Genomic DNA, 25,403 nt, shown 5'->3' with positions numbered 1-25,403 from the left:
ACGTGACTAAGAGAGCTGCCGGCAGGGCAGGCGGTATTGCCGCCGCCCTGCCGGCAGCTCTTTTTGCTGCCCTGGCCGGGACCGTACTGCACCGCCAGAGCCTGTCCCTCGCCGGGGTTGAACTGCCCTGGGGTGTGCTCGCCGCGCTGGTGCTGCTGGCGTCGGTGGAGCTGTGGCTCGGAGCGGCCTTCCGTTCGGTCGTTCCGGCCGCTGTCTGCGGGGCAGGATGCTACGCCTTGGCCGGGTGGTGGGCCACCCTGGAGGCGGGCAAGCGGCTGATCATCGGAGACCTTCCCGGAAACCTGTGGATCTTCGGCATTGGCGTGGTAACAGTGGGCATGCTCATCTGGTGCCGCCGCTACGCCCGGGCGCGGAGGTAGGGCGGCTTCCCCTCCGACGGACATGCCCATCCTTCGTGCACCCGGATGAGCATGTCCATTTGCTGTGCCCGGATTTGGGCATGCCCGCCCCTCGCCCCCCGCCCGGATGGACATGCGCCGCTTCTGGTCCCCTGGACGGACATGCCCATTTTTCGTGCCAGGAATCGAGCATGCCCGCTCCTGCCGAGCACCCCGGACGGACATGCTCATTGGTCGGCTCAAAGGGTGGACATATATGCACTATGTCCATTGGTCAGGGAGGGCGTTGGACATGTCCGGCGCCGCCGACGGACATGTCCATTTCCGGGCGCTGGGACCGGACCCGGGTTTGTGCACATAGCGCCTTACGGGGCTGTCCTAGGCCAGACCTGGTCGTAACCATGGGCGCATGGTGAAAATCAATGAAGTCATGTCCACGTTCGACGGCGTCGCCCGCGCCAAGCACCTCGCGGCGGCGGGCGTTTCGGGCTTCCAGCTTCGGACAGCGCTGGCCGACGGGGCAGTCACCCGGGTGGCCCGTGGCGTCTATGCACTGCCGGACGCGGATCCGGTGCTGGTCTCCATCCGCTCCCTGCCCGCCGAACCGGCCTGCGTCAGTGCGGCCCATTTCGGCGGCCTATGGGTGCTGGATATGCCCCAACAACCCCACGTCGGCCTGACCCACAGCCGCAGCTACCCGGGTTTTGTCTGCCACCGCGCCGTGGCGCCGCCCACCCTGCTCGATACGGTGGTTCAAAGCCTGCGCTGCCTGCCTGAACTGGACGGGCTCGTGATTGCGGAATCGGCGGTCGCCATCAAGGGACTGCCATTGTCATCGCTTCGGCTACGTTTGGCCGGCCGGAACGACGCCCGGGAGCGCGCCATCGCCGCGGCCATTGTCCCGCAGTCCCAGTCAGTCATTGAGTGCCTGGCCCGATTCACTCTTCGCCGGGCTGGCTTCCACGTTGAGTCGCAGGTGAACATCCGGGGGATGGGCCACCTGGACCTCATGGTTGACGGCCGCCTGGGCATAGAGACCGACGGCGCGGGCTTCCACATGGACCGGCGGAGTTTCGAGGAAGATCGACGCCGATGGAACGTCACCACCCGGCTCGGGGTCCCCACCCTGGTGGTCACCTACCCCTTGCTCAAATACCGCCCGGAAGAATTCATCGCCATGGTCCGGGACGCGTTGAACCGGCTCAGCGTGGCAGCCTGAACCGGCGGCCCCAGCTACGGATCAGTCCGGGCCGCGACCAATGAGCATGTCCGTCTGAGACGCTTCGGCAAACGACCAATCCCGCCTGAGCTCTGAAGAATGAGCATGCTCGTCAGAAACGGTTCTGAAAAATGGGCATGTCCGTCCTGACGCACCGCGGTTGGACATGATGCCTATATGTCCATCCGTAGCGCCCGGGGATGGGCATGCCCGGCGGGGTGGGCGAAAAATGGGCATGTCCCGTCGTGGGTGGCGCGAAGGTTGGGCATGTCCCGCGGGGTGGGCCAGGGACGGGCATGTCCATCGGTGGGGGTCAGGGATGGGCATGTCCAGTGGGGCGCGGGCGCGGTTGCGGGGCCGGGGGGACCTCCTTGGCCGCCACCACCAGCGAAAGGGGAATGACGACGTCGGCGCGGCGGGTGCGGACGGTGCAGCCGTCGCCGGTCCGGTCCACGAGGTCGCCGAGGGCGTCCGTGAGGCCGCCCTCGATCCGGTAGCGCACCACCACACGGGTGCCCAGGGGCGCGTCGGAGAGGAACTGCTGCGGCGGAGGGATCGGTGAACTCACCCGTTCATAGTAGGACGCACCGGCTCTGTGACGCCCGGCTAGGTTCGCGGGATCAGGCTGGGAGATAATAGGCTCAGAAGTCAGCAGCCCGGCGCTCAGGCCGGGAGCAAGATCCGGCGGGACGCCGGAACCAACGTGGAGAGGCCAGGGACGTGACGTACGTAATCGCGCAGCCGTGTGTAGATGTCAAAGACAAGGCATGTATCGAAGAATGCCCCGTCGACTGCATCTATGAGGGCGAGCGTTCCCTGTACATCCACCCGGACGAGTGCGTGGACTGCGGCGCCTGCGAGCCGGTCTGCCCCGTCGAGGCGATCTACTACGAGGACGACACCCCCGAGGAATGGGCCGATTACTACAAGGCCAACGTCGAGTTCTTCGACGTGCTCGGCTCGCCGGGCGGCGCCGCCAAGATCGGCAACACCCACACCGACCACGCCATGATCGCCGCCCTGCCCCCGCAGAACCAAGACAACTAGGACGGCGCCGGTGACTTCTGCGGTGCGCAGCTTCGGACTCAGCCTGCCCGACTACCCGTGGGAAGCCATGGCCCCGTATCTTGCGCGGGCCGCCGAGCACCCCGGGGGCGTCGCGAATCTCTCCATCGGCACCCCGGTGGACGACACCCCGGCACTGGTGCAGGAGGCGCTCCGCGCGGCCTCCAACGCCCCCGGCTACCCCACGGTGCACGGGACGCCGGCGCTGCGCCAGGCCATCGCGGACTGGTTTGACCGGCGCCGCGGCGTCCCCGGGCTGGACCCGGCCAACGTGATGCCCACTGTTGGGTCCAAGGAACTGGTGGCCTGGCTGCCGTTCCTGCTCGGGCTCAAGCCGGGCGACGTCGTGGTCCGGCCGACCGTCGCGTACCCCACCTACGACATCGGGGCCACCTTCACCGGCGCCGAGCATGTGGCCGCCGATGACCTTGATGAGCTCGACGCCGGCACCAGGTCCCGGGTCCGGCTCATCTGGGTTAACTCCCCGGCCAACCCCACCGGCAGTGTGCGCGACGCCGAATCCCTGAAGCGGATCGTCGACCAGGCCCGGGAGATCGGCGCCGTGGTTGCCTCGGACGAGTGCTACGCGGAACTCGGCTGGGGGGAGTGGGACCTCCAACGCGGCGGGCAGCCCGTCCCCAGCATCCTGGACCCCCGCGTGGCCGGGGACTCCCACGAGGGCCTGCTGGCGGTCTATTCGTTGAGCAAACAGTCCAACCTCGCCGGCTACCGGGCCGCTTTTGTTGCCGGGGACGGCGCTATCATGGCCAACCTGGTGAACAGCCGCAAGCACGCAGGCATGATCGTCCCCTACCCCGTCCAGGAGGCCATGCGGGTGGCCCTCGGCGACGACGCGCACGTCCAGGCCCAGAAGGACCTGTACCGGGGACGCCGCGAGCGGATCGTCCCGGCGCTGGAACGTTTCGGCCTGGCCATTCACGAATCCCGCGCCGGACTCTACCTCTGGGCCACGGCCGGGGAACCGACCTGGGACACCGTGGGCCGGCTCGCGGACCGCGGGATCGTCGTCGGCCCCGGTGTGTTTTACGGCGACGCCGGAAACGGCTTCATCCGGGTGGCGCTCACTGCCTCGGACGAACGAATCGACGCCGCCGTCGAACGTCTGGCTACGGGACCGTAACAATGCTGTGACGCGGGCCACAAGATGCGCGATTTGGTCGCTTTGGCGGCGTCCCGGATTAGTGCCACCCGCGAACTGACGGTAGTTTTTAACTGACTATCAATGGTGGCTTTCCACAAGAAGGCAGCGCAGCCGTTGGAATCCGTGTCCCGATACAGGTTCCGTGGGCCGCTCCACCAGATGTTGGATCAAGCTTTCAACAGGGGCCCAGACGCCTCATGAGGAGAATCCATGACTGAGACCACCAGCGCAACCCTGCGTCATGCAGGCGGGGAGCTCGAGCTCCCGCGCATCAAGGTTGTTGAAGGAAACGAAGGCTACGACGTTTCCAAGCTGCTGAAGCAGACCGGCGCTGTCGCCTTTGACCCCGGTTTCATGAACACCGCGGCCACCACCTCCGCCATCACCTACATCGACGGCGACGCCGGCATCCTGCGCTACCGGGGCTACCCGATCGAGCAGCTCGCCCAGCACTCCAGCTTCCTGGAAGTTTCCTACCTGCTGATCTACGGCAACCTGCCGACGCCTGCCGAGCTGGAAGCGTTCGACCAGCGGATCCGCCACCACACCCTGCTGCACGAGGAGCTCAAGGGCTTCTTCAGCGGCTTCCCGCGCGACGCCCACCCCATGCCGGTGCTGTCCTCGGCCGTGTCCGCACTGTCCACGTTCTACCAGGACTCGCTGGACCCCTTCAACGCCGAGCAGGTTGAGGTTTCCACCTACCGGCTGCTGGCCAAGATGCCCGTCATCGCCGCCTACGCCCTGAAGAAGTCCGTCGGCCAGCCGATGCTGTACCCGGACAACTCGCACAACCTGGTGGAGAACTTCCTGCGCCTGAGCTTCGGCCTGCCGGCCGAGCAGTACGAGGTGGACCCGGTGGTCGCCAAGGCCCTGGACCTGCTGCTGATCCTGCACGCGGACCACGAGCAGAACTGCTCCACCTCCACGGTGCGGCTGGTCGGCTCCTCGAACGCCAACCTCTTCGCCTCCGTCTCGGCCGGCATCAACGCCCTCTTCGGCCCGGCCCACGGCGGCGCCAACGAGGCCGTGCTCAAGATGCTCCGCCAGATCCAGGCCGACGGCATCAAGCCCGAGGACTACATGGAGAAGGTCAAGAACAAGGAAGACGGCGTCCGCCTGATGGGCTTCGGCCACCGGGTCTACAAGAACTACGACCCCCGCGCCAAGATCGTCAAAGCCACGGCCCACGAGATCCTCACCAAGCTCGGCGGCAACGACGAGCTCCTGGACATCGCGCTCCGCCTCGAAGAGAAGGCGCTGCAGGACGACTACTTCATCGAGCGCAAGCTCTACCCGAACGTCGACTTCTACACCGGCCTGATCTACAAGGCCATGGGCTTCCCGGAGAAGATGTTCACCGTGCTGTTCGCTATCGGGCGCCTGCCGGGCTGGATCGCCCAGTGGCGTGAAATGATCAGCGACCCGAACACCAAGATCGGCCGCCCGCGGCAGCTCTACACGGGAGAGCCGGAGCGGAACTACCCGTCCCGCTAGGCACAGACTGACAAACGACACCGGCCGCGCACCCCACCCGGGGGCGCGGCCGGCGTCGTTCCCGGATGTTGCTGGAGTTACTGGTGTGACCGGCGTGGGACGCCGTTGAGCGGACACATCCGTGCTAAAAAAGAGCAATGCCCAAATTTGTCGACGCTGCTTTGCGGCGCCAGGAAGTTGTCGAAGCCGTCTTCAGGATCATCGCGGCCGACGGCCTGGAACGGGCCTCCCTCCGCGAAGTGGCCGACGAGGCCGACCTGGCCGTCGGCTCCGTGCGGCACTACTTCGCCAGCAGCGACGAGCTCCTGGCCCACTCCTTCGGGGTGGTGATCGACCGGATCGCCGGACGGCTCGACGCCGCCGAGACCCGGCTGGCAGCCGAGGCCCCCGGCTCGGCGGAGCACCGCACCGCGGTGCTGACCCTGCTGTCGGAACTGCTCCCGCTCGACGAGGACCGCGCCGTCGACGCCTGCGTGTGGATGGCCTTCAAGAACGCGGCCCGGACCCGGCCCTTCCTCGCCGCCGAAGCGGACCGCAGCCACCGGACGGTGGCCGCCGTCGTCGGCCGGCTGATGATGGACCTCACCGCGGACGACGGCGGTGCGGACGACGCCGGGCGCCAGCGCCTGGTCACCGAGGCGGAACGCCTGCTGGCCACCCTGGACGGCCTGACCATGCACGCGCTGCTGCAGCCCGAATGGATGACAGCGGAAATGTGCCACGATGTCCTGGACGCCCACCTGGCGAGTCTGGGCAGCGGCACCACCGCCCATTAACCTGCGCCAGCTTCAGGAATAGACTGGGAAAGTACGTCATGCCAAGGGAGGCAATCGGATGCACCACACAGGCGGTCCCGGCTGGCGGATCACCATGGACACCTCGGGGCCGATGCTGATTGCGCTTTACGTCCGGGACGCCGCCGGCCTGGACACTGCGGGCCAGCCGACACTCTCGCACGTCGCGCCGAAGATCCGCTCCTCGGACCACACCCACCTCATCGACGAAGTCGGCGGCATGCCCGCGCTGAAGACCGAGTGGGAGGCGTGGTGGGCGCAGCTCCTGAAAGCCCACCCGGAGATGGAACCCGAACTGGGTCCGCCCAGCTTCGGCGCGTTCGGCAATTCCCCGGCGCTCCGGCGGGTGCTCCAGGCGCATTTCGGTGCGGCCCTCAGTTGGGCGCGGGAACGCCGCGGCGAGTACCTGGCGCTGGAAGCGGAGCGCGACGCCAGCGGAGCCACGCAACTGCTGGCCGACCTGGTGGATGACCGGCTCTTGGAAGTCGGCCGGGCCGCGCGTGATTTCGACCTGACCATCATCGAACTTCCGCTCGCCGAGCCGCGGGCGTGGTACCTCGAGCCGGACAAGATCATCATGAGTTCGGCGCTGTTGTCCGAACCGGAACTGTTCCGCAGTTACGTCCAGCCCGTGGTGGACCTGCTGGTCTGAACCTGCTGGTCTGCGCCCCCTGCAGGGACTACGCTGCTGGCTTCTCGGCCATCGTGATGGTCACTGTCCCGGCGGGACCATCGGCGGACTGCCAGCCGTTGTGGGACATCCTGTTCCAGCTCTTGCCATCGACGTGCACCTCGGAGATGGACAGGGCCTTGGCGTTCGCGACCGCCCACTGGGCCACCGCCCACGCCGTGTTGTCCCGGGCCTGGACAGTCACGGTCCGGCCGGACGCGGCTGCGGGCACGGCCCCGAACGCTGAGACGAGCCGCTGCCGGACCAGTCCGGCGTTCCCGGCGGCGTCCGGCGTGCGCAGCGTGCAGTCGAGTCCCTGGGGCGTGTAGCCGGTCAGGGAGGAGGCAAACGCCCGCGCCATCGGCTCATGCTGCGCGTAGGCCCCTGGATACGCCGAACGCTGGACCCGCTGGGCAGCCTCGGTAATCGGAATCACTTCGTAGCCCGGGACCTTTTCGAGCGCGTCGTAGAAGGCATTCGTGGCATGGAACGGGTCCATCACCTGTTGCTCGGTGCCCCAGCCTTGCGAGGGCCGTTGCTGGAACAATCCCCGGGAATCCGGGCCGGCCTGATCGCCGTGGCCGATGTTGCGCAGTTTCGATTCCTGCATGGACGTGGCCAGCGCGATGCTGGCGGCGCGGGCCGGCAGGCCGCGCCGGACCGCGACGGCACTGATGAGGGAGGCGTTGGCAGCCTGGTCGGTGGCCAGGTCTTCACCGCCGGCGCCTGTCGCGGTGCACCGTTCAGTGACCAGGGTGTCGGAGCGCTGCAGGAATCCCACCGCCGTGTAGACGGCGCCCGCCACCATGGCCAGGGCCAGCAGCAGCACGATCCGACGGCGCCAGCGACCTCTGCGTGCCACGTCTGTTACTCCCTCGGGCCCGTCAGGGCCGGTCCATACTTGCGCCGGTCAGTTCTCGGAACCAGCCTAGTTGGTGTGCAGGGCCTCGTTGAGTTCCACGGTCTGCCCCTTGCGCGGCAGGACCTCCACCTCGCCGCTGGAGGAGTTGCGGCGGAACAGCAGGTTAGGGACGCCGGAGAGTTCCACGGCCTTGACGATCCGGCTGGTGTCCTCGCCGTCGTCGTCCTTCGGGCCGACCACGCGCACCCGGGTGCCGGCGGTGACGTAAAGGCCGGCCTCGATCACCGAATCGTCGCCGATGCTGATGCCGACGCCGGAGTTGGCGCCGAGCAGGACGCGCTCGCCCAGCGAGATCTTCTCCTTGCCGCCGCCGGACAGGGTGCCCATGATCGACGCGCCGCCGCCGACGTCGGAGCCGTCGCCGGCCACCACACCGGCGGAGATGCGCCCCTCGACCATGGAGGTGCCCAGCGTGCCGGCATTGAAGTTCACGAAGCCTTCGTGCATCACCGTGGTGCCTTCGGCCAGGTGCGCGCCGAGCCGGACACGGTCGGCGTCGGCGATCCGGACACCGGAGGGGATAACGTAGTCGACCATCCGCGGGAACTTGTCCACCCCGTACACGGTCACGGCGCCGCGCTTGCGCAGCCGCGCACGGGTCAGTTCGAAGTCCTCGACGGCGGCGGGACCGAAGTTGGTCCACACCACGTTCGGCAGCTTGCCGAAGATCCCGTCCAGGTTGATGCTGTTGGGCCGGACCAGGCGGTGCGAGAGCAGGTGCAGGCGCAGGTAGGCGTCCGCCGTGTCCGCCGGCGCCTCATCGAGGTTGATCTGCGCGAAGACCACTTTCTGTTCGGTGCCGCGGTCGGCGTCGTCGCCCGCCGCGGCGATGTCGAGCAGTGACTGGTCCGCGTTGGCGACGTCCCGCAGGTTGTCCGCGGCCGTGCCGAGGGCCGGCGCCGGGAACCAGACGTCCAGGACCGTGGCCTCGCCGTTGCGGGTGGCGATGGTGGCGACGCCGTAACCGTAGGCGGAGCGGGCGTCGGCGGGCACAGCGGCAGCAGGGGTTTCAGTCATGGGGTTAAGTCTATAGACGGCCCCTGCGCTGCCGGAAACCTGTGACGGGCGGGCGGGCGGATACAGTGGAACGGTGACTGAGCATACTGCCCCCGCCCGCCTGGACCTTCGCCAGGACGTAGCCCTGCTGACCGCGGATATCATCGACATTTTCAGTGTCTCCGGTGAGGAAGGGCGGCTGGCCGACGCCGTTGAGCACGCCTTGCGCGCCATTCCGCAACTCGAGGTGACCCGCGACGGCGATGCCATGGTTGCCCGCACCAACCTGGGCCGGGCGGAGCGGGTCATCCTCGCCGGGCACCTTGACACGGTCCCGCTGCCGTCCACCGAGGGCGCCCTGGGCACCGTTCCCTCGTACTGGCCATCCGGTTCGCCGGGGGAGGGGGTCCTCTACGGGCGCGGTGCCACCGACATGAAGAGCGGCGTCGCGGTGCAGCTGGCCCTGGCCGCGGGCCTGTTCGACGGCGCGGAGCCGAACAAGGACGTCACTTTCGTCTTTTACGACCACGAGGAAGTCGAGGGGGTCAAGAGCGGCCTCGGACGGCTGGTCCGCAACCACGGCGGCCTGCTCGAAGGCGATTTCGCGATCCTCCTGGAACCCACCGACGGAACGGTCGAGGGCGGCTGCAACGGCACCATCCGGTTTGAGGCGACCACCGTCGGCGAGGCCGCCCACTCGGCCCGCGCCTGGATGGGCAGCAACGCCATCCACGCCGCAGCGCCCATCCTGTCACGGCTGGCCGCGTACGAGCCCCGCACCGTCGCCGTCGACGGCCTGGACTACCGCGAGAGCCTGAACGCCGTGCGGGTGCACGGCGGAACGGCCGGCAACGTCATCCCGGACCGCTGCGTGGTGGAAATCAATTACCGCTTCGCCCCGGACAAGACCCCCGACCAGGCCGAGGAGCACGTCCGTGAACTGCTGGCCGGGTTCGACCTGGTCCGCACCGACGGCGCCGCCGGTGCCCGGCCGGGGCTGAACCACCCGGCTGCTGCGTCCTTCGTCGCCGCCGTCGGTGCCGAGCCGAAGCCCAAATACGGCTGGACCGACGTCGCGCGTTTCAGCGAACTGGGCGTCCCGGCGGTGAACTTCGGTCCGGGTGATGCGCTGCTGGCGCACAAGGACGACGAGCACGTCCACGCCGATGCGATCCGCGAATGCCTGCGCGCGCTGCGGAGCTGGCTTGGCGTGCGGTGACACACCGCGCTTAAAACGAACGGCCCGGAACCGCAAGGTTCCGGGCCGTTCCCGTTTCCGGCGCTGGGCGCCGTGGTCGGTTCGCTACACTTCCGCGGGCACGCTGGCCGCCGGAGTGACAGCCGCACCGGGCTTCCGGGACAGCCGGCGCTCCAGCCACTTGGCGATCGCGGCCAGGATCAGGCACATGCCGACATACAGGACGGCAGCGACGATCGCCGCCGGGATGATCGGCGAACCGTACTGGATCTGGCTGCCGAAGAACTTGGCCTGGAACAGGATCTCGTTGTACGTCACGATGAACCCGAGTGCGGTGTCCTTCAGGATCACCACAAGCTGCGAAATGATCACCGGGAGCATGGAACGGACCGCCTGGGGGAGCAGGATGCTGGTCATGACCTTGCTCTTGGGCAGCCCGATGGCGTAGCCGGCCTCGCTCTGGCCGCGGGGCAGCGACTCGATGCCGGCCCGGAAAACCTCGGCCAGCACAGAACCGTTGTAGAGCACCAGGCCGGCGACGACGGCGGTGAACGGCGTGATGCCCTGCACCCCAACCGTCGGCAGGCCGTAGTAGAAGATCATCATCAGGATCAGCAGCGGCACGGCACGGAAGAGTTCCGTGAAGCCGTAGCACGGTGCGCTGATCCAGCGGCGGTCGGAGAGGCGCCCGAAAGCCAGCAGGATGCCCAGGATCAGGCTCAGGACCGCGGCCGTGCCGAAGGCGGCCAGGGTGGCCCCGACCGCCTGGCCGATGGTCTGCTGCACCAGCGGGAACGTAAAGAGCTGCCACTTCTTGGCATCAAACTGGCCGCTCTGGGCAAACCTCAAAACGATAAAGCCCACGATCAGCAGGATCACCAGGGCAGTGATTACCCCGAAGATCCGGTACCGCGAGCGGGCCTTGGGCCCGGGGGCGTCAAAGAGGACAGAACTCATCGGGCAACCTTCCACTTCAGTTCAAGCTTTCGCTGCAGCGCGGAAAGGATGAAAACGAGGATCACGAACACCAGGGCCACCCACAGGAGGCCCACCATGGCGGGTTCGCCGCGTTCGGAGAGGTTGGCACGGATCGCGCCGGCCTCAAAGACCGAGAAGCCTGCAGCAACCGTTGTGTTCTTGAGCAGCGCGATAAACACGCTGAACATCGGCGGGATGACGGCGCGGAACGCCTGCGGCAGGATCACCAGGGTGAGCGTCTGGGCGAAGGGGAGTCCGATGGCCCGGGCCGCTTCAGCCTGGCCCACGGGGACGGTGTTGATGCCCGACCGGACCGCCTCGGCCACATAGGTGGCGGTGTAGAGGCTCAGGCCGATGATGGCCGCCGTTGTGAAGTCGATGGGGACGAGCCCGAGCTTCGGGTACCCGAGCGCGAAGAAGAACAACACCAGGGTCAGCGGCGTATTGCGCACCACGTTCACGTACAGCGTCGCGGCCGCGCGCATCGCGGGAACCGGCGAGACACGCAGGGTCGCGACGATGGTGCCAAGAATGAGGGCGAAGATCGCGGAAAAGAAGAAAAGTATCAGTGTGTTCCGGAACCCCGTGATGAAGAGGTCCGAATTGTCCAGCAGCGTATTCACAGAATCGTCGCTTTCAGCAGGTGCGGAGGGGGCGGCCCTTCGGCCGCCCCCTCAACATCGGTTTAGTAGTTATCTACTGCGGGCTGCTTGACCTTGGTGCCGGACTGGCCGAGCGACTGGTCGTAAAGCTTCTGCCACACGGAACCGCCGTCGGTGAACATCTTGTTGATGAACTGGCGCAGGGCGGTGTCACCCTTCTTCAGGCCGACACCGTACTTCTCGGTGGTGAACGGCTCGCCGACGACCTTCAGGTTGTCCGGGTCCTGGGCGGCGTAGCCGAGGAGGATGGCCTGGTCGGTGGTGACGGCGTCAACCTGGCCGCTCTTGAGCGCCTCGACGCACTGCGAGTACGTGTCGAACTCGGTGGTCTTGGTGTTGGGGAAGTTCGCCTTGATGTTCTGGATCGGCGTGGAACCGGTGGCCGAGCAGACGATCTTGCCCGAGATGTCCTTCTCGCTGTTGATCGAGGAGTTGTCCTTCTTCACGAGCAGGCCCTGGCCGGTCACGAAGTACGGGCCAGCGAAGTCGATCAGCTTCTTGCGCTTGTCCGTGATGGAGTAGGTGCCCACGTAGTAGTCGATGTCACCGTTGGTGATGGCCGACTCGCGGTTGGCGGAGGGGATCGGCTTGAACTCGATCTTGTCCTTGCTGATGCCCATCGATGCCGCGATCCACTTGGCGATCTCGATGTCGAAGCCGGTGAACTCGCCCGTGGCCGCATCTTTGAAGCCAAGGCCGGGCTGGTCCTGCTTGACGCCGACCCGCAGCTTGCCGCTGGACTTAACGGCGTCGTAAGTGGGGCTGCCCGTGAGCGTGACGTTGTCCGCGACCTTGTACGGGGCGGGCTCGGAGTTGGCCGGAGCCGCGCCGCCACCGGTGCCGCCGCAGGCGCTGAGGGAAAGAGCCAGTGCCGCAGTAGCTGCGACCAGCATCGGCTTCTTCCGGGTAAAGAAGTTCTTCATCGGATACCTTTCATTGGACGGCCGCCGTGGGGCGGCCAGAGACAAATACCTGGTGGTTTTCTAGTGCGTCAGGAGCTTGGACAGGAAGTCCTTGGCGCGGCTGCTCTTCGGGTTGGTGAAGAATTCCTCGGGCGTCGCGTCCTCGACGATCTGGCCGTCCGCCATAAAGACCACACGGTCCGCGGCCTTGCGGGCGAAGCCCATCTCGTGGGTCACCACAATCATGGTCATGCCTTCTTTGGCGAGCTGGACCATGACGTCGAGGACCTCGTTGATCATTTCCGGGTCCAGCGCGGAGGTGGGCTCGTCGAAGAGCATCACCTTCGGCTTCATGGCCAGCGCCCGGGCAATCGCCACGCGTTGCTGCTGCCCGCCGGAGAGCTGCGCCGGCAGCTTCGGTGCCTGCTGCCCGACGCCGACGCGCTCCAGCAGGGCCATGGCGTCCTTGTCCGCCTCCGCCTTGGACACCCCCTTGACCTTGATCGGTCCGAGGGTGACGTTTTCGAGGATGGTCTTGTGGGCAAACAGGTTGAAGGACTGGAAGACCATACCGACGTCGGCGCGCAGCTTGGCGAGTGCCTTCCCTTCAGCGGGAAGTTCCTTGCCATCGATCTTGATCACGCCGTCGTCGATGGTCTCGAGACGGTTGATGGCACGGCAGAGCGTTGACTTGCCGGAGCCCGACGGGCCAATGACAACAACCACCTCGCCCTTGCGGACGCTGAGGTTGATGTCCTTGAGGACGTGCAGCTGGCCGTAATGCTTGTTGACGGCATTCAGGGAGACAAGGGCATCGCCCGGCGCTTGAGTAGTCATAAGAAGAATCTAGCGAACATTAGCCGAATATGACCGCAATCACTCGGAGATGGTCCACATCGTGATCCAAGAGATACCCGCAGGTCAGGCTCCCTGCGGCCGCTTCCGGGGGTCCGACGCGCCGCTGCGGCCGGGGCTCCGATCCGCGCTAGCCTATGGGGATGAGTACCGAACCGCAGCCCGCTGAGGGCCAGAACCCCGCAGGAAACGCCGGTTCCGGACGGCGGGACGTCCCGCCGCCCAACGGCATCCGCCATAAGGGCCCGCTGGAACTGCGGCGCAAGGCTGCGCGGGTCACGATGTCCGACCAGACGCTGCTGGACACCAAAGGACCGGGCCAGTTTGTGCACACCGACCCGTGGCGGGTGCTGAGGATCCAGAGTGAATTCGTCGAAGGCTTCGGCGCCCTCGCCGACCTCGGATCGGCAGTCAGCGTCTTCGGCTCCGCGCGGACAAAGCCCGGCAGCCCCAACTACGAGCTGGCCGTCGACGTCGGACGCAAGCTTGCCGAAGCCGGGCTGGCAGTCATCACCGGGGGCGGTCCGGGTTCCATGGAGGCCGCGAACAAAGGCGCCGTCCAGGGCAACGGGGTATCCGTCGGCCTCGGGATCGAACTGCCCTTCGAGCAGGGCATGAACCAGTGGGTGGACCTGGGCATCAACTTCCGGTACTTCTTCGCGCGGAAGACCATGTTCGTGAAGTACGCGCAGGGGTTTATCGTGCTCCCCGGCGGCCTCGGCACCCTCGACGAGCTGTTTGAGGCCATGGTCCTGGTGCAGACCCGGAAGGTCACGTCCTTCCCGATCGTGCTGATCGGCACCGCGTTCTGGAGCCCGATGCTGGACTGGATCCAAACCACCCTGGTCGCCGAGGGCATGGTGTCCGAAGTGGACCTCGACCTCGTCCAGGTGGTCGATGACCCGGCGCTCGCCGTCGAACTCATCGTCGAAGGCGCCGCACGCCACCGTAATCCGAACGGGAACAACCCGGCGACCGGCGGCACCGGCACCGGCGACGGCCCGCGGGCCTGAGCCTGCGGCCCAGCCGCGTCTGGCACGATGGAGCTGTGAGCTTCTTCCTGGTCTTTGTGGCGGTCGTGCTGGTCGCCGTCGCCATCCTCCTCGGCACCGATCTGGTGCAGCGGGTCCTTCGCCGCAGCAGCGGCGAACAACCCTTCAACGACGGGTTCGACGAGCCGGTGGCGTCGCTGCCGGCGGTGCTCCTGCCCGAGCGGGCCGAACCGGCCGACATCGACCGGATTCGGTTCGCCGTGGGTGTGAGGGGCTACCGGATGGACCAGGTGGACCAGGTCCTTGACGAACTGCGCGACCAGATCGCCCGGAAAGACCGTGAAATCACGGCCCTCCGGGACGGCCAGGCGCCCGCACGCCCGGAAAACCCGCAGCCGGCCGTTGAGGCGAAAAGCGCCCCGGACCCGGCCCCGTGACGCCGGTGGTGCAGGAGGGCCTGAACACAGCCGTGTGGCGCAGGATCTCCGCCGGCGCCGGCCGCGCCGCGCGCTGGCCCTGGTGGCTGCAGGTGGGCGGCCTCTACATTGCCGCCCGGCTGGTCAGCGCCTGCATCTTTATGGCGGCGGCGCTGCACCAGGGCGTGAACCCGTGGTTCCCGGCTAAGCCCGATTACTGGAACTTCATCAACATTTGGGACGCCCGCTGGTACGGGGAGGCCCTGCAGCACGGCTACCCCGCCGAGCTGCCCACCGACGCTGCCGGCAACGTGCAGGAAAACGCGTGGGCCTTCTACCCGCTCTTCCCGCTGCTGGGCCGGATTCTGGCCGGACTGACCGGCATCGCGCCGGCATCCGCCCTGACGATCATCGCCATGCTCTCCGGCCTGGCCGCCTCGTTTGTGGTTTACCGGCTTTTCCGGCAGAAAGCCACCCACCGCACCGCGCTCTGGGGCACGGTATTCCTCTGCTCCTTCCCCATCTCGCCGGTCCTGCAGGTCCCCTACGCGGAGTCACTTAACCTGTTGCTGCTGGCTGGCGCCCTGCTGCTGGTCCTCCGCCGGCGCTACCTCTGGGCCGTACCGGTGGTGCTGCTGATGTGCCTCTCCCGGCCCACCGGAGTTCCGTTTGCGGCCATGGTGGGGCTGCTCTTCCTGTACCGGGCCTACCCGGGCGCCGTCGCCCTCTTCCGGGGCCGGCCGTCCGCCTCCGGCCAGGCGGCCGTGCCCGCTCCTGCCGCGGCCGCCCCTGCCGCTCCGCCGCACACCGCCGGCCAGCTGTGGTCGCTGGCGGTTCTGACTGCGGCCAGCGGGATCGGCGCGCTGTTGTGGCCCGCATACGCCTGGGCCGTCACTGGCGACATTGAGGCGTACACCAAAACTGAAACCGTGTGGCGCGGGCAGGACCTGGTGCCGTTCAAGCCCTGGTTCGACACGGGCGTCCAGTTGTTCGGGCCCGTCCTGGGGCTGCTGGCGCCGTTTGTGTTCGTAGCCGTCTTCGTCCTGCTGATGATGTCCCGGCCGGTGGTGGCCCTGGGCACCGAGATGAGGCTGTGGTGTGTTTGTTACGTGGGCTACCTGCTGGTGTTCCTGCACCCGCAAACCAGTACCTTCCGGATGCTCCTGCCGCTGTTTCCGCTGGCCCTCGGCGCCGCGTTTGTTTCCCGCTCGCGCGCCTACCGGGGAACGGTTGTGGTGATGTTTTTGCTGCTGCAGATTGTCTGGGTGGTGTGGCTCTGGGCCTGGGCCCCGCTGCCCGGCGGGGGCGACTATCCGCCGTGACGCGGAACACCTTTGGCTGCGGGAATTCCCGGATTCGCGCGGACCACAAAATATCCATCGATTAGCTACACGGGCGTAATTACGGGATAATGGAGCGTAAGCAAGGAAAACTAAGTATTGAGCTTCGGCGGCACCATCACGACCGCCAGGCTGCTTGTTTGACCAAGCGGACACAGCCCGGCCGGGCTGGTAAGTCACGGGACTACTGGAGGGGATATTCCTCATGGCGGCTATGAAACCACGCACCGGCGACGGCCCTATGGAAGTGACAAAAGAGGGCCGCAGCCTGATTATGCGGGTTCCGCTCGAAGGCGGGGGACGGCTTGTGGTCGAACTCAATGCTGCAGAAGCGACAAATCTTAAGGAATGCCTGGTCGGCGTTACCGAATAACTTTTAGTCACACCAGAAGGGGCCCGCTGCCAATTGGCTGCGGGCCCCTTTGTGTGTCCGGGTTATTTCTTGACCGCCACCAGCAGGCCGTCTCCGGTCGGCAGCATGGCCGCGGAGAGACGCTCGTCGTCGCGGATGGACTTGCCCACCTGGCGGAGCACCACAGTGGTGGCGTCGCGGGCGGCGGGGTTGGAGACGCGGTCCTTGTCCAGGGCGTCGTTGACAATCAGCAGGCCGCCGGACTTAAGCAGCCGGACGGCCTGCTCCACGTAGCCGGGGTAGTTGGGTTTGTCCGCGTCAATGAACACCAGGTCATAGGCGCCGTCGGTCAGGCGCGGCAGCACGTCGCCGGCGCGGCCGGAAATCGTGCGGGTGCGGTTGGCCGGGCTGCCGGCCTCCTGGAAGGACTCCCGGGCGGCACGCAGGTGCTCGACGTCGACGTCGATGGTGGTCAGGACCGCCTGCGGGCCGAGGCCCCGGAGGATGCAGACGCCCGAAACGCCCGCGCCGGTGCCGATTTCCACGGCGGTCTGCGCCTTGGACGCGGCGGCCAGTACCGTCAGGACGGCGCCGACGCCGGGACCGATCGGGGTGACACCGAGCTCGAAAGACCGTTCACGCGCGTGCAACAGAACCTCGTCCTCGGCAGGCAGATCTTCTGCGTAGGACCAGCTCGTGGACTTATCGGCGCTCATGGGTATCGCTTTCCGGGCAGGAGGGGAGTGTTTCATACAGCGTACTGTGTCCGGCCCGCCGTACCGGGCCGGCGTTCCGCCGTGGGCGGAAGAATCAGCGGCGTCAGGAAATTCCCAGCTTATTTTGACATGATGGTGATCCGCTCATCCGCGAGGTGATCGGCGCCGAACCTAGGGTATGGACCCTGCAGCAGCGTGAACCATTCGGCGTAAGAACCATCCGCGAGGGGAGTGGACAATGTCAGTTCTGGCAAGTGTCCCTGCAACTGATGATTCCCAGCCCACGGCCGAGGCCGAGTGGGTCAGGCCTACATGGGAAGAAGTGGTGACGAACCACTCCGCCAAGGTCTACCGCCTGGCGTACCGGCTCACGGGCAACAAGTTCGACGCCGAAGACCTCACCCAGGAAGTGTTTGTGCGGGTCTTCCGCTCGCTGGAGAACTTCAAGCCCGGCACTCTCGACGGCTGGCTGCACCGTATCACCACCAACCTCTTCCTTGACCAGGCCCGGCGCAAGAGCCGGATCCGCTTCGACGCTCTGGCCGAAGACGCCGAGTCACGGATCCCGGGCCGCGAACCGGGCCCGGAACAAAGCTTCGAATTCAACAACCTCGACCTCGACGTCCAGGCCGCCCTGGAGGAGCTCCCGCCGGACTTCCGCGCCGCCGTCGTACTATGCGACCTCGAGGGCCTGTCCTACGACGAGGTGGCCGTGGCGCTTGACGTCAAGCTCGGCACCGTCAGGTCCAGGATCCACCGCGGCCGGACCATGCTCCGCGAAAAGCTTGCCCACCGCGCACCGCGGCCGGCGTCGAAGCAGGCTCTGAAGCCGCGGCTCAAGATGCCGCGCATCGCCGGCCTCCTCTAACACCGGCAATGGGTCTGCTGAAACACTCCCTGGGCGGCCTTGCCTGCGCGTACTTCGCCCGCAGGCCGCGACGCCCCCTCGCCCCGGCCCGGACGCTGACCGCAAAGGCTCAGGAGCGGCGCCGCAAACACGTCGAACGCTGCGCCGCCTGCCGCGCGCGCCAGCAGCGCGAACGTGAGTACCTGGAACGGCTGCGCGCCGCCGCCGTGCCCGCCGCGAGCAGCGACCTGACCGCGCGCTTGCTGGCACGCACAAGCGCACTGGCCGCCGGGCAGGACACCGCGGGGCACAGCGCCGCCGACACAGAAGCTGCGCCCCAGCCGGGCAGACCGGAGCGGAAGTCCCAGCGCCCACCACACCGGCCGCTCGGTCTTGCCGTCCGGATCGCCGGGGGAGCCGCTGCGACGGCGGCCCTCATGGGCGGCGCCGCGTACGTCATGGGCGGCGACACCGCGCTGCCCGCGAGGGATGCCTTGTCCGCGGCGTTTCCGGGGACTGCACCGTCCGGCCCCGCTATGGCGGCGGCCAGTGTCTCCGGGGCCGCCTGGCAGCTGAGCAGCGAACCCGATGTGGCACCGCCCGGCTCGCTCACCGCCGAACAGCTCGCCGCGCTGCAATCCGGTGGCTGGGCCTGCCCGGAACTGCGGGAACTCGGCTACCACCTCGTCTGGGCCCGGGGCACCGTCGCCAACGGCTCCGAAGTCCTGGAACTCCGCCTCACCGACGGCAGCCATTTCGCCACTGTCCTGGAGCAGCACACCGCCACTGAGGGGGCCGCGGGCCAGCCCGCCAAGACCGCTGCTGCGCCGCCGATCAACGTCCTGACCGGCCACCCCGCCACCGAGGACGGCTTCGTTGCCGCGCGGGCCGGTGCTGCCACGCCCGCGGAGTACGCCGCCGTGCCGGCCGGAGCCCTCTGGGTCAACCCGGAGGCGCCGTTCCGTGCGATTTACCGTACGCCGGGGGCGACGTTCACCTACGTCTCCGACCTGCCGGCGGAGCAGGCCGACGACGCTCTGGGCGCCCTGGTGCATGGCCGGCCCGGCCAGGCAGCGAAGGTTCGGGGCACGGAGGAAATGCCTGCACGGCTCGAGCGTGGCCTCGGCCGTATTGTCGAGCTGCTGGCACGATGACGCCAGTGACTGGCCACCCGCAGGGCGGCTTCCGCGGTCGAGCCGCAGGCTGGCGCTTCGGAATCGTCGCCCGCCGGACTGAGAGGGTAATCTCCTAGAGTGCTTGGAATCAATGGACCGGAGTTCATTCTTCTGCTGATCATCGGCCTTCTGGTGATCGGCCCCAGCCGCTTGCCTGAATACACCCAGAAGCTGGCCAACATTGTCCGGGAAGTCCGCCGGATGGCCTCCGGGGCCCGGGAGCAGATCAAGGACGAAGTCGGCATCGACATCGACGACGTGGACTGGAAGAAGTACGATCCGCGGCAGTACGACCCCCGCCGGATCATCCGGGAAGCCCTGCTGGAGGACGAGACCAAGCCGGTGAGCGCCGGGGCGCCCGCAGCGGTTGCCGCGGCCGAGGAGCGCCGTCCGGCCCGCGTCGTCGAACGCCTGCCGGAAGGCGTAGCCGCGCCGTTCGACTCCGAGGCCACCTAGTCCCGACCCCGGCCCGGCGCCCTGGAAGCTCGGCGGCTGTCAGCGGGGCTGGAGGCCCAGCGACATTCCCTTGAGCCCGCGCGGGCTGGACGCCAACTTCCCGGCGATGCCCGCGAGGGCCCCCGCCGCCGCCGTCTCGGGACGGCCCAGTACCAGCGGCACCCCGCTGTCGCCGCCTTCGCGCAGCAGGATGTCCAGCGGAATCTGGCCCAGCAGCGGCACATCGGTGCCCACCGTCGCGGAGAGCCGCTCGGCGAGTACGGCGCCGCCGCCGCTGCCAAAGAGTTCCATGGTGCCGCCGTCGGGCATTTCCAGGTAGGACATGTTTTCCACGACACCGGCCACCGACTGGCCTGTCTGCACGGCGATGGCCCCGGCCCGTTCCGCCACGTCGGCCGCCGCGGCCTGCGGAGTGGTGACCACCAGGATCTGGGCCTTCGGCAGCAGCTGGGCCACCGAGATGGCGATGTCGCCGGTGCCGGGCGGCAGGTCCAGGAAGAGGGCGTCGAGGTCGCCGAAGTAGACGTCCGTGAGGAACTGTTCGAGGGCCCGGTGCAGCATGGGACCGCGCCAGGCGACCGGCTGGTTGCCGCTGACGAACATGCCGATGGAGATGACCTTGACCCCGTACGCCACCGGCGGCAGGATCATGTCGTCAACCCGGGTGGGCGCCTGGGTGATGCCCATCAGCGCCGGCACGGAAAAGCCGTAAACGTCCGCGTCGATGATGCCCACCCGCAGCCCCTTGGCCGCGAGGGCGCAGGCCAGGTTGACCGTCACCGAGGACTTTCCCACCCCGCCCTTGCCGCTTGCCACGGCGAAGACCTTGGTCAGGGAGCCCGGTGCATTGAACGGGATACCGCGCTGCCCGCCGGGACCGCGCAGTTGCTCCTTGAGGGCATCGCGCTGCTGCTGGGTCATGACCTTGAGATCGACGTCGACGGCGGTCACGCCCGGAATGGCGGCCAGCGCCGCTTCGCAGTCGGCGGTGATCGTGCCGCGCAGCGGGCACCCGGCGATGGTGAGCAGTACGGTGATCCGCACCGCACCGGCGTCGGAAACTTGGACCGCGTCCACCATGCCGAGTTCGGTGATGGGCCGCCGCAGCTCGGGGTCGATGACGGTGGCCAGCGCTGCGCGGACAGCTTGTTCCAGGGACGCCGGGGTTGATCCCTGCGGGGTGTTCATGGGGTGTGGGGCTCAGCTTTCGGGGAAGGTGCGCGGCGCGGACGGATCCTGGCCGTCCGGTCCGGTCTTGACGCGGGGGATCTGCTGGGTGCGGGGGCTGCGCTGTTTGTCGCGGCGTTCCTTCAGCTTTTCCTTGACCTTGTCCCGCGGGGATTCGTGCATGCCCGCGGAGGGGTCGTGGGTGCGCAGTTCCTCCTGCGCTTCAAGCATGTCCTCCAGCAGGCTGCGGAGCTCGGCGCGGACGTAGTCACGGGTGGCCACTTCGCGCAGGGCGATGCGCAGCGAGGCGAGTTCCCGCGTCAGGTACTCGGTGTCCGAGAGGTTGCGCTCGGCGCGCTGGCGGTCCTGCTGGAGCGAGACCCGGTCCCGGTCGTCCTGGCGGTTCTGCGCGAGCAGCAGCAGGGGAGCGGCGTAGGACGCCTGCAGGGACAGCATCAGGGTCAGCAGCGTGAAGCCGAGGTCCCGGGAGTCGAACTGCCAGTCGGTGGGCGCCCAGGTGTTCCAGGCGAGCCAGAACACACAGAACACGGTCATGTAGACCAGGAACTGCGGGGTGCCCATAAACCGGGCGAAGCCTTCGGTGGCGTGCCCGAACGCGTCCGGGTTGGGGGAGAACTTCGGGAGGATCCGCTGCCGGCCGCTCAGCGGGGTGTCGAGGCTGCCCGTCATCCGGGCACCGGGCCGGGCGTTGGAGTTCCGGGGCGTGCTGATATCAGCCAATGCGGCCTCCAAGCTTCCTTATCGGGGCGTCGTCCTCGTGGGCGCGCCAGTCATCGGGCAACAGATGATCAAGCACGTCATCAACAGTCACCGCCCCGACGAGCCGTCCGTCGTCGTTGACCACGGGGAGTGAGTTGAGGTTGTAAGTTGCCAGGGCACGTGCGACCTCGCTGATGTGGGCCTGGTCAGACACAGGTTCCAGGTTCTTGTCCACAAGGTTGCCCAGCGGCTCCGGCGGCGGGTAGCGCAGCAGTTGCTGGATGTGCACGACGCCGAGGAAACGCCCCGTGGGAGTCTCCAGCGGCGGGCGGGCTATGAAGATCGACGACGCCAGGGCGGGGGAGAGTTCCTCGCGCCGGACGTGGGCCAGCGCCTCGGCAACGGTGGCTTCCGGCGGCAGGATGACCGGGACCGGGGTCATGAGGCCGCCGGCGGTGTCCTCGTCGTATTCGAGCAGGCGGCGCACGTCTTCGGCGCCTTCCGGCTCCATCAGCTGGAGGAGTTCCTCGGCCTGGGCGCTGGGGAGCTCGGCGAGGAGGTCGGCGGCGTCGTCGGGGTCCATCTCTTCGAGCACGTCGGCGGCGCGTTCGACGTCGAGCGCGGACAGGATCTCCACCTGGTCGCCCTCCGGCATTTCTTGCAGGACATCGGCGAGGCGTTCGTCCTGGAGTTCGCTGGCGACTTCAAAGCGGCGCTTGTCGCTCATCTCCTGCAGGGCCTCGGCGAAGTCGGCTGGCTTGAGGTCCTCGTGGGTGGCGACGAACTGGGTGGCGGCCTGGGGTTCCGTGCGGGCTCCCTGCTGCGCGTCGGCCCAGTCGATGATCATGGTCTCGTTGCGGCGCAGCCGGCTCAGCGGGGAGAGGGAGTGGCCGCGGCGGACAAAGAGTTTGCTGACAAACCAGTCCCCCGAGCGGTGCCGGTCCATGGCGATGTCCTCAATGGTCGCGTCCCCGCTGCCGTCGGCAAGGGTTACGCGGCGATCGAACATTTCGGCCACCACCAGCGTTTCCGCGCCGCGTTGTTCGAACCGGCGGAGATTTACCAGCCCGGTGCAGATGACCTGGGTCTGGTCGATGGAGGTAATGCGGGTCATCGGCACGAAGACTCGCTTCTTGCCGGGCACCTCGACGACGATGCCCACCACGTGCGGGGCGCCCCGGTTGCCGCGGGAGAGCACCACAACGTCGCGCAGCCGTCCCAGACGGTCGCCCAGGGGGTCGAAGACGTCCAGTCCGAGGAGGCGCGCGACAAATACCCGCGAAAGAGTTGTGCTCACCCCTACAGGCTACCGAGTCCGCTCTCTTTTAGCTGAATTTGCAGGTACTGCCCAGCCGGATGGGTGAGAATGGGCGTATGTCAAACATTTTTGGTGGTCCTAAGGCCGGTGGTCCCGGCGGGGCGGACGAGTCCCGCACGGTTCCCAAAGGGGACACAGTCGGTTCCTACAACTCCTACCTGGACGCCCAGAAGGCGGTGGACTACCTGGCGGACCAGCAGTTCCCGGTGCAGCTGGTCTCGATCGTCGGCAATGACCTGAAGATGGTGGAGCGCGTCACCGGCCGCCTGACGTACCCCCGCGTTGCACTCTCCGGTGCACTGAGCGGCATGTGGTTCGGCCTGTTCGTGGGCGTAATGCTCTCCTTCTTCTCGGAGACCGGCGGCTACTTCTCGATCGTCACCTCGGTCCTGATGGGTGCAGCCTTCTTTATGCTGTTCGGCATCGTCACGTACGCGATGCAGCGGGGTAAGCGCGACTTCACTTCCACCAGCCAGGTTGTGGCCACGAACTACGACGTCGTGGTGGCCTTTGAGGCTGCCCACGAGGCGCGCCGCCTGCTGCACCAGCTTCCCATGACGCATCATGACGCCTCCGCTCCGGTGCGCCAGCAGCCGGACCACCAGCCCCAGTTCCAGCCGGGACCGCAGCAGCCGGGCCAGCCCGGACACGGCCCGCAGGGCTACGGCCAGCCGGGCCAGCCTCCGCAGGGCTACGGCCAGCCCGGCCAGGGCCAGGCTCCGCAGCGTCCGGCGGGCTGGAGCGACCCCTACGGCCAGCGGACCGCCGACGCCGGCCGCGAGCCTGGCGCCAACGGCGAAACCGTGCAGGAACAGCAGCCGTCCCGCCCCTCCGCCATCGCCTACCCCGACCTGCCGGACGGGCGACCGCAGTACGGTGTCCGGGTCACGGAGGAGCCCCGGCAGGAGACCCCCCGTCAGGACGACCCCCGCCGCGAGGGTGACCAGCAGTAGGGACACCTTCACGATAAACGGGAGGGGCGCCGGTTCATCACCGGCGGCCCTCCCTTTTTTGTGCCTTCTTATGTGTCTTCCGGTTGCTACGGCTGCTCGGCTTCGACTTCCTGGTAGATGCCGGCCATCCAGGACTCGACGTCGTCGGCCCGGCGCGGCAGCGCGGCGCTCAGGTTGACCGGGCCCTCGGCCGTCATCAGGATGTCGTCCTCGATCCGGACGCCGATGCCGCGGTACTCGGCCGGAATCCCCAGGTCCTCTTCCTTGAAGTACAGGCCGGGTTCGATCGTGAAGACCATCCCCGGGGTCAGGACGCCGTCGAGGTACAGTTCACGCTTGGCCTGGGCGCAGTCGTGCACGTCCAGGCCCAGGTGGTGGCTGGTGCCGTGCGGCATCCAGCGGCGGTGCTGCTGGCCTTCGGAGCTGATGGCCTCCTCAACGGAGACGGGCAGGAGGCCCCACTCGGCGAGGCGCTCGGCCAGCACCGTGGTGGCCGCAGTGTGGATGTCGCGGAACTTCGTGCCGGGCTGCGCGGCGGCAAGGCCGGCGTCGGCGGCGTCGAGCACTGCCTCATAGACCTTGCGCTGGATTTCGGAGAAGGTGCCGTTGGCCGGCAGGGTGCGGGTGATGTCCGCCGTGTACAGAGAATCGGCCTCGACGCCGGCGTCGAGCAGCAGCAGCTCACCGGCGGTGACCTTGCCGGTGTTGCGGGTCCAGTGCAGGACGGTGGCGTTGTTGCCGGAGGCGGCTATGGTGTCGTAGCCGAGTTCGTTGCCCTCTTCGCGGGCCCGGGCGAAGAACGCGCCTTCGACCACGCGCTCGCCGCGGTGGTGGGTCAGGGCCCGCGGCAGGGCCTTGACCACTTCGGTGAAGCCCTGGACCGTGGCGGCCACAGCGGTCTTCATCTGTTCGACCTCCCACTCGTCCTTGATCAGGCGCAGCTCGGAGAGGGCTTCGCTGAGCTTCTCGTCCAGGGCGTCCAGGACACCCAGGTCCAGGTTCTCCGGATCCTTCGCGGTGTTGTAGCGGGCGGTGTCCACCAGCGCGTCGATGTTCTCATCCACCTTGCGCACCAGCCGGATGGAGGTGCCGCCGATTTCAGGGGCGCCGACGTTCTTGGTGATGGCGAGCTCGAGTTCGCCGAGGTCGGCGGTCTCGAGGCCCAGCTTGGCCTTGAACTCGGCGAGGGTGGGACGGGCGCCGATCCAGAACTCGCCGGAGCGCGAGTCGGCGTAGAACTGCTCGGTGTCGCGGCCGGCCAGGGGCCGGAAGTACAGCGTCGCGCGGTGGTGGCCGCCGTCGTCGCCGGCACCTTCATCGGTGGGCTCGAGGATCAGCACAGCGTCGGGCTCGTGGTCCAGGCCCAGGCCGGTGAGGTGCGCGAAGCCTGAGTGCGGGCGGAACCGGTAGTCGCAGTCGTTGGAGCGGACCTTCAACGGGCCGGCGGGGATGACCAGGCGTTCACCTTTGAACAGCTCGGAGATGGCTCGACGGCGGGCCGCGGCGTGGCCGGCGACGGCATCCAGCTCGGGGAGCTGGTCCGGGGCCGGAGCCCAATTGCTGGCCATAAATGCCTTGAAGGCGTCGGAACTGGGCCGCTGTGAGCGGTTGTTGACGCGCTCCTCGAGGGGCTGGGAAGTGGAGACTTGGGTGTTATCTGCATCGTTCACCGTCC

At 67.5% G+C, this 25,403-nt stretch carries 28 protein-coding genes; 16 read left to right on the top strand and 12 right to left on the bottom strand.

The window, feature by feature from the left end; all coding sequences use genetic code 11:
* The first annotated feature begins 2 nt into the window (after positions 1-2).
* Complete coding sequence (locus AC1DBE_RS05125; RefSeq protein ID WP_476880378.1) at positions 3-380, top strand: hypothetical protein; 378 nt, start codon at positions 3-5, stop codon at positions 378-380.
* A 388-nt stretch (positions 381-768) separates the two neighbouring features.
* Entirely contained in the window at positions 769-1,578 is an 810-nt protein-coding gene (locus tag AC1DBE_RS05120; protein WP_476880379.1) for a hypothetical protein, read from the top strand.
* 313 nt (positions 1,579-1,891) lie between these two features.
* On the opposite strand, the gene AC1DBE_RS05115 is transcribed toward AC1DBE_RS05120, so the two are convergent.
* A complete protein-coding gene (locus tag AC1DBE_RS05115) occupies positions 1,892-2,146 on the bottom strand; it encodes a putative acetyltransferase (RefSeq protein WP_476878408.1) in 255 nt (84 codons plus the stop codon).
* A gap of 152 nt (positions 2,147-2,298) precedes the next feature.
* Between AC1DBE_RS05115 and fdxA the strand changes: the two genes are divergently transcribed.
* From fdxA to AC1DBE_RS05090, 5 genes are all read left to right on the top strand, one after another.
* Complete coding sequence (fdxA, locus tag AC1DBE_RS05110; protein WP_441403110.1) at positions 2,299-2,625, top strand: ferredoxin; 327 nt, start codon at positions 2,299-2,301, stop codon at positions 2,623-2,625.
* Positions 2,626-2,635: 10 nt separating this feature from the next.
* Positions 2,636-3,784, top strand: coding sequence for a succinyldiaminopimelate transaminase (gene dapC / locus AC1DBE_RS05105; RefSeq protein ID WP_476903068.1), 1,149 nt, complete (start codon positions 2,636-2,638; stop codon positions 3,782-3,784).
* 231 nt (positions 3,785-4,015) lie between these two features.
* The gene (locus tag AC1DBE_RS05100) at positions 4,016-5,299 is read left to right on the top strand and encodes a citrate synthase (RefSeq protein WP_476878405.1); all 1,284 of its coding nucleotides are present in this window, start codon (positions 4,016-4,018) and stop codon (positions 5,297-5,299) included.
* Between the two features lie 137 nt (positions 5,300-5,436).
* On the top strand, positions 5,437-6,075 hold the full coding sequence (locus AC1DBE_RS05095; protein ID WP_476878404.1) for a TetR/AcrR family transcriptional regulator: 639 nt from the start codon (positions 5,437-5,439) through the stop codon (positions 6,073-6,075).
* 58 nt (positions 6,076-6,133) lie between these two features.
* Positions 6,134-6,745: a hypothetical protein gene (locus AC1DBE_RS05090; protein WP_476878403.1), complete on the top strand. Its 612-nt coding sequence runs from the start codon at positions 6,134-6,136 to the stop codon at positions 6,743-6,745.
* Between the two features lie 28 nt (positions 6,746-6,773).
* On the opposite strand, the gene AC1DBE_RS05085 is transcribed toward AC1DBE_RS05090, so the two are convergent.
* Together AC1DBE_RS05085 and dapD are read right to left on the bottom strand one after the other, a co-directional pair.
* The gene (locus tag AC1DBE_RS05085) at positions 6,774-7,625 is read right to left on the bottom strand and encodes a hypothetical protein (protein ID WP_476878402.1); all 852 of its coding nucleotides are present in this window, start codon (positions 7,623-7,625) and stop codon (positions 6,774-6,776) included.
* 66 nt (positions 7,626-7,691) lie between these two features.
* Positions 7,692-8,702, bottom strand: a complete 1,011-nt coding sequence (gene dapD, locus AC1DBE_RS05080; protein ID WP_476969791.1) for a 2,3,4,5-tetrahydropyridine-2,6-dicarboxylate N-succinyltransferase — start codon at positions 8,700-8,702, stop codon at positions 7,692-7,694.
* Between the two features lie 73 nt (positions 8,703-8,775).
* On the opposite strand from dapD, the gene dapE reads away from it, so the two are divergent.
* The gene (dapE, locus tag AC1DBE_RS05075) at positions 8,776-9,900 is read left to right on the top strand and encodes a succinyl-diaminopimelate desuccinylase (RefSeq protein WP_476878400.1); all 1,125 of its coding nucleotides are present in this window, start codon (positions 8,776-8,778) and stop codon (positions 9,898-9,900) included.
* Positions 9,901-9,984: 84 nt separating this feature from the next.
* Here the strand turns inward: dapE and AC1DBE_RS05070 are convergent, their stop codons facing one another.
* From AC1DBE_RS05070 to AC1DBE_RS05055, 4 genes are all read right to left on the bottom strand, one after another.
* A complete protein-coding gene (locus AC1DBE_RS05070) occupies positions 9,985-10,836 on the bottom strand; it encodes an amino acid ABC transporter permease (RefSeq protein ID WP_476878399.1) in 852 nt (283 codons plus the stop codon).
* Complete coding sequence (locus AC1DBE_RS05065; protein WP_476878398.1) at positions 10,833-11,480, bottom strand: amino acid ABC transporter permease; 648 nt, start codon at positions 11,478-11,480, stop codon at positions 10,833-10,835. Before AC1DBE_RS05065 ends, AC1DBE_RS05070 begins: the two co-directional genes overlap by 4 nt.
* 62 nt (positions 11,481-11,542) lie before the next feature.
* A complete protein-coding gene (locus tag AC1DBE_RS05060) occupies positions 11,543-12,442 on the bottom strand; it encodes a glutamate ABC transporter substrate-binding protein (protein WP_476969790.1) in 900 nt (299 codons plus the stop codon).
* 60 nt (positions 12,443-12,502) lie between these two features.
* Positions 12,503-13,258 (bottom strand): amino acid ABC transporter ATP-binding protein, encoded by a 756-nt coding sequence (locus AC1DBE_RS05055; RefSeq protein ID WP_476878396.1) that lies wholly within the window; start codon positions 13,256-13,258, stop codon positions 12,503-12,505.
* 155 nt (positions 13,259-13,413) lie between these two features.
* On the opposite strand from AC1DBE_RS05055, the gene AC1DBE_RS05050 reads away from it, so the two are divergent.
* The 4 genes from AC1DBE_RS05050 (at position 13,414) to AC1DBE_RS05035 (ending at position 16,397) form a co-directional block, all read left to right on the top strand.
* Positions 13,414-14,289 carry an LOG family protein gene (locus tag AC1DBE_RS05050; protein WP_476878395.1) on the top strand — a complete coding sequence of 292 codons (876 nt, stop codon included), beginning with the start codon at positions 13,414-13,416 and terminating at the stop codon, positions 14,287-14,289.
* A 35-nt stretch (positions 14,290-14,324) separates the two neighbouring features.
* Positions 14,325-14,705, top strand: a complete 381-nt coding sequence (locus AC1DBE_RS05045) for a DivIVA domain-containing protein (protein WP_476878394.1) — start codon at positions 14,325-14,327, stop codon at positions 14,703-14,705.
* Positions 14,702-16,006, top strand: coding sequence for a hypothetical protein (locus tag AC1DBE_RS05040; RefSeq protein ID WP_476969789.1), 1,305 nt, complete (start codon positions 14,702-14,704; stop codon positions 16,004-16,006). The genes AC1DBE_RS05045 and AC1DBE_RS05040 overlap by 4 nt, the downstream gene beginning before the upstream one ends.
* A gap of 223 nt (positions 16,007-16,229) precedes the next feature.
* Positions 16,230-16,397: a DUF3117 domain-containing protein gene (locus AC1DBE_RS05035; RefSeq protein WP_079550332.1), complete on the top strand. Its 168-nt coding sequence runs from the start codon at positions 16,230-16,232 to the stop codon at positions 16,395-16,397.
* Between the two features lie 62 nt (positions 16,398-16,459).
* Here the strand turns inward: AC1DBE_RS05035 and AC1DBE_RS05030 are convergent, their stop codons facing one another.
* Complete coding sequence (locus AC1DBE_RS05030) at positions 16,460-17,092, bottom strand: O-methyltransferase (protein WP_476878393.1); 633 nt, start codon at positions 17,090-17,092, stop codon at positions 16,460-16,462.
* Positions 17,093-17,330: 238 nt separating this feature from the next.
* Here AC1DBE_RS05030 and sigE point away from each other — a divergent pair, with 238 nt between their 5' ends.
* The 3 genes from sigE (at position 17,331) to AC1DBE_RS05015 (ending at position 19,570) form a co-directional block, all read left to right on the top strand.
* The gene (sigE, locus tag AC1DBE_RS05025) at positions 17,331-17,960 is read left to right on the top strand and encodes an RNA polymerase sigma factor SigE (protein ID WP_476878392.1); all 630 of its coding nucleotides are present in this window, start codon (positions 17,331-17,333) and stop codon (positions 17,958-17,960) included.
* 8 nt (positions 17,961-17,968) lie between these two features.
* On the top strand, positions 17,969-19,093 hold the full coding sequence (locus AC1DBE_RS05020; protein WP_476878391.1) for a hypothetical protein: 1,125 nt from the start codon (positions 17,969-17,971) through the stop codon (positions 19,091-19,093).
* Positions 19,094-19,192: 99 nt separating this feature from the next.
* On the top strand, positions 19,193-19,570 hold the full coding sequence (locus tag AC1DBE_RS05015) for a twin-arginine translocase TatA/TatE family subunit (protein ID WP_476878390.1): 378 nt from the start codon (positions 19,193-19,195) through the stop codon (positions 19,568-19,570).
* A gap of 39 nt (positions 19,571-19,609) precedes the next feature.
* Here AC1DBE_RS05015 and AC1DBE_RS05010 read toward each other — a convergent pair whose 3' ends face one another.
* The 3 genes from AC1DBE_RS05010 to AC1DBE_RS05000 are packed head-to-tail and all read right to left on the bottom strand — an operon-like array spanning position 19,610 to position 22,754.
* Positions 19,610-20,758: an Mrp/NBP35 family ATP-binding protein gene (locus AC1DBE_RS05010; RefSeq protein WP_476969788.1), complete on the bottom strand. Its 1,149-nt coding sequence runs from the start codon at positions 20,756-20,758 to the stop codon at positions 19,610-19,612.
* Positions 20,759-20,770: 12 nt separating this feature from the next.
* Positions 20,771-21,490, bottom strand: coding sequence for a DUF1003 domain-containing protein (locus tag AC1DBE_RS05005; RefSeq protein ID WP_476878388.1), 720 nt, complete (start codon positions 21,488-21,490; stop codon positions 20,771-20,773).
* A complete protein-coding gene (locus AC1DBE_RS05000) occupies positions 21,471-22,754 on the bottom strand; it encodes a magnesium transporter MgtE N-terminal domain-containing protein (protein WP_476878387.1) in 1,284 nt (427 codons plus the stop codon). Before AC1DBE_RS05000 ends, AC1DBE_RS05005 begins: the two co-directional genes overlap by 20 nt.
* 77 nt (positions 22,755-22,831) lie before the next feature.
* On the opposite strand from AC1DBE_RS05000, the gene AC1DBE_RS04995 reads away from it, so the two are divergent.
* On the top strand, positions 22,832-23,728 hold the full coding sequence (locus AC1DBE_RS04995; protein WP_476969787.1) for a YflT domain-containing protein: 897 nt from the start codon (positions 22,832-22,834) through the stop codon (positions 23,726-23,728).
* An 86-nt stretch (positions 23,729-23,814) separates the two neighbouring features.
* On the opposite strand, the gene AC1DBE_RS04990 is transcribed toward AC1DBE_RS04995, so the two are convergent.
* Positions 23,815-25,398: an aminopeptidase P family protein gene (locus AC1DBE_RS04990; RefSeq protein WP_476969786.1), complete on the bottom strand. Its 1,584-nt coding sequence runs from the start codon at positions 25,396-25,398 to the stop codon at positions 23,815-23,817.
* Between the last annotated feature and the right edge of the window lie 5 nt (positions 25,399-25,403).

Source organism: Arthrobacter sp. 10T416 (assembly GCF_056394165.1).
The sequence above is the reverse complement of the archived record's forward strand: the minus strand, read 5'-3'. Positions and strand labels throughout refer to the sequence as shown.

Coding starts and splice junctions, on each gene's coding strand:
- AC1DBE_RS05120 (WP_476880379.1), top strand. CDS start 769: ATGGTGAAAATCAATGAAGTCATGTCCACGTTCGACGGCGTCGCCCGC.
- AC1DBE_RS05100 (WP_476878405.1), top strand. CDS start 4,016: ATGACTGAGACCACCAGCGCAACCCTGCGTCATGCAGGCGGGGAGCTC.
- AC1DBE_RS05095 (WP_476878404.1), top strand. CDS start 5,437: ATGCCCAAATTTGTCGACGCTGCTTTGCGGCGCCAGGAAGTTGTCGAA.
- AC1DBE_RS05090 (WP_476878403.1), top strand. CDS start 6,134: ATGCACCACACAGGCGGTCCCGGCTGGCGGATCACCATGGACACCTCG.
- dapD (WP_476969791.1), bottom strand. CDS start 8,702: ATGACTGAAACCCCTGCTGCCGCTGTGCCCGCCGACGCCCGCTCCGCC.
- AC1DBE_RS05070 (WP_476878399.1), bottom strand. CDS start 10,836: ATGAGTTCTGTCCTCTTTGACGCCCCCGGGCCCAAGGCCCGCTCGCGG.
- AC1DBE_RS05060 (WP_476969790.1), bottom strand. CDS start 12,442: ATGAAGAACTTCTTTACCCGGAAGAAGCCGATGCTGGTCGCAGCTACT.
- AC1DBE_RS05055 (WP_476878396.1), bottom strand. CDS start 13,258: ATGACTACTCAAGCGCCGGGCGATGCCCTTGTCTCCCTGAATGCCGTC.
- AC1DBE_RS05050 (WP_476878395.1), top strand. CDS start 13,414: ATGGGGATGAGTACCGAACCGCAGCCCGCTGAGGGCCAGAACCCCGCA.
- AC1DBE_RS05035 (WP_079550332.1), top strand. CDS start 16,230: ATGGCGGCTATGAAACCACGCACCGGCGACGGCCCTATGGAAGTGACA.
- AC1DBE_RS05030 (WP_476878393.1), bottom strand. CDS start 17,092: ATGAGCGCCGATAAGTCCACGAGCTGGTCCTACGCAGAAGATCTGCCT.
- sigE (WP_476878392.1), top strand. CDS start 17,331: ATGTCAGTTCTGGCAAGTGTCCCTGCAACTGATGATTCCCAGCCCACG.
- AC1DBE_RS05020 (WP_476878391.1), top strand. CDS start 17,969: ATGGGTCTGCTGAAACACTCCCTGGGCGGCCTTGCCTGCGCGTACTTC.
- AC1DBE_RS05010 (WP_476969788.1), bottom strand. CDS start 20,758: ATGAACACCCCGCAGGGATCAACCCCGGCGTCCCTGGAACAAGCTGTC.
- AC1DBE_RS04995 (WP_476969787.1), top strand. CDS start 22,832: ATGTCAAACATTTTTGGTGGTCCTAAGGCCGGTGGTCCCGGCGGGGCG.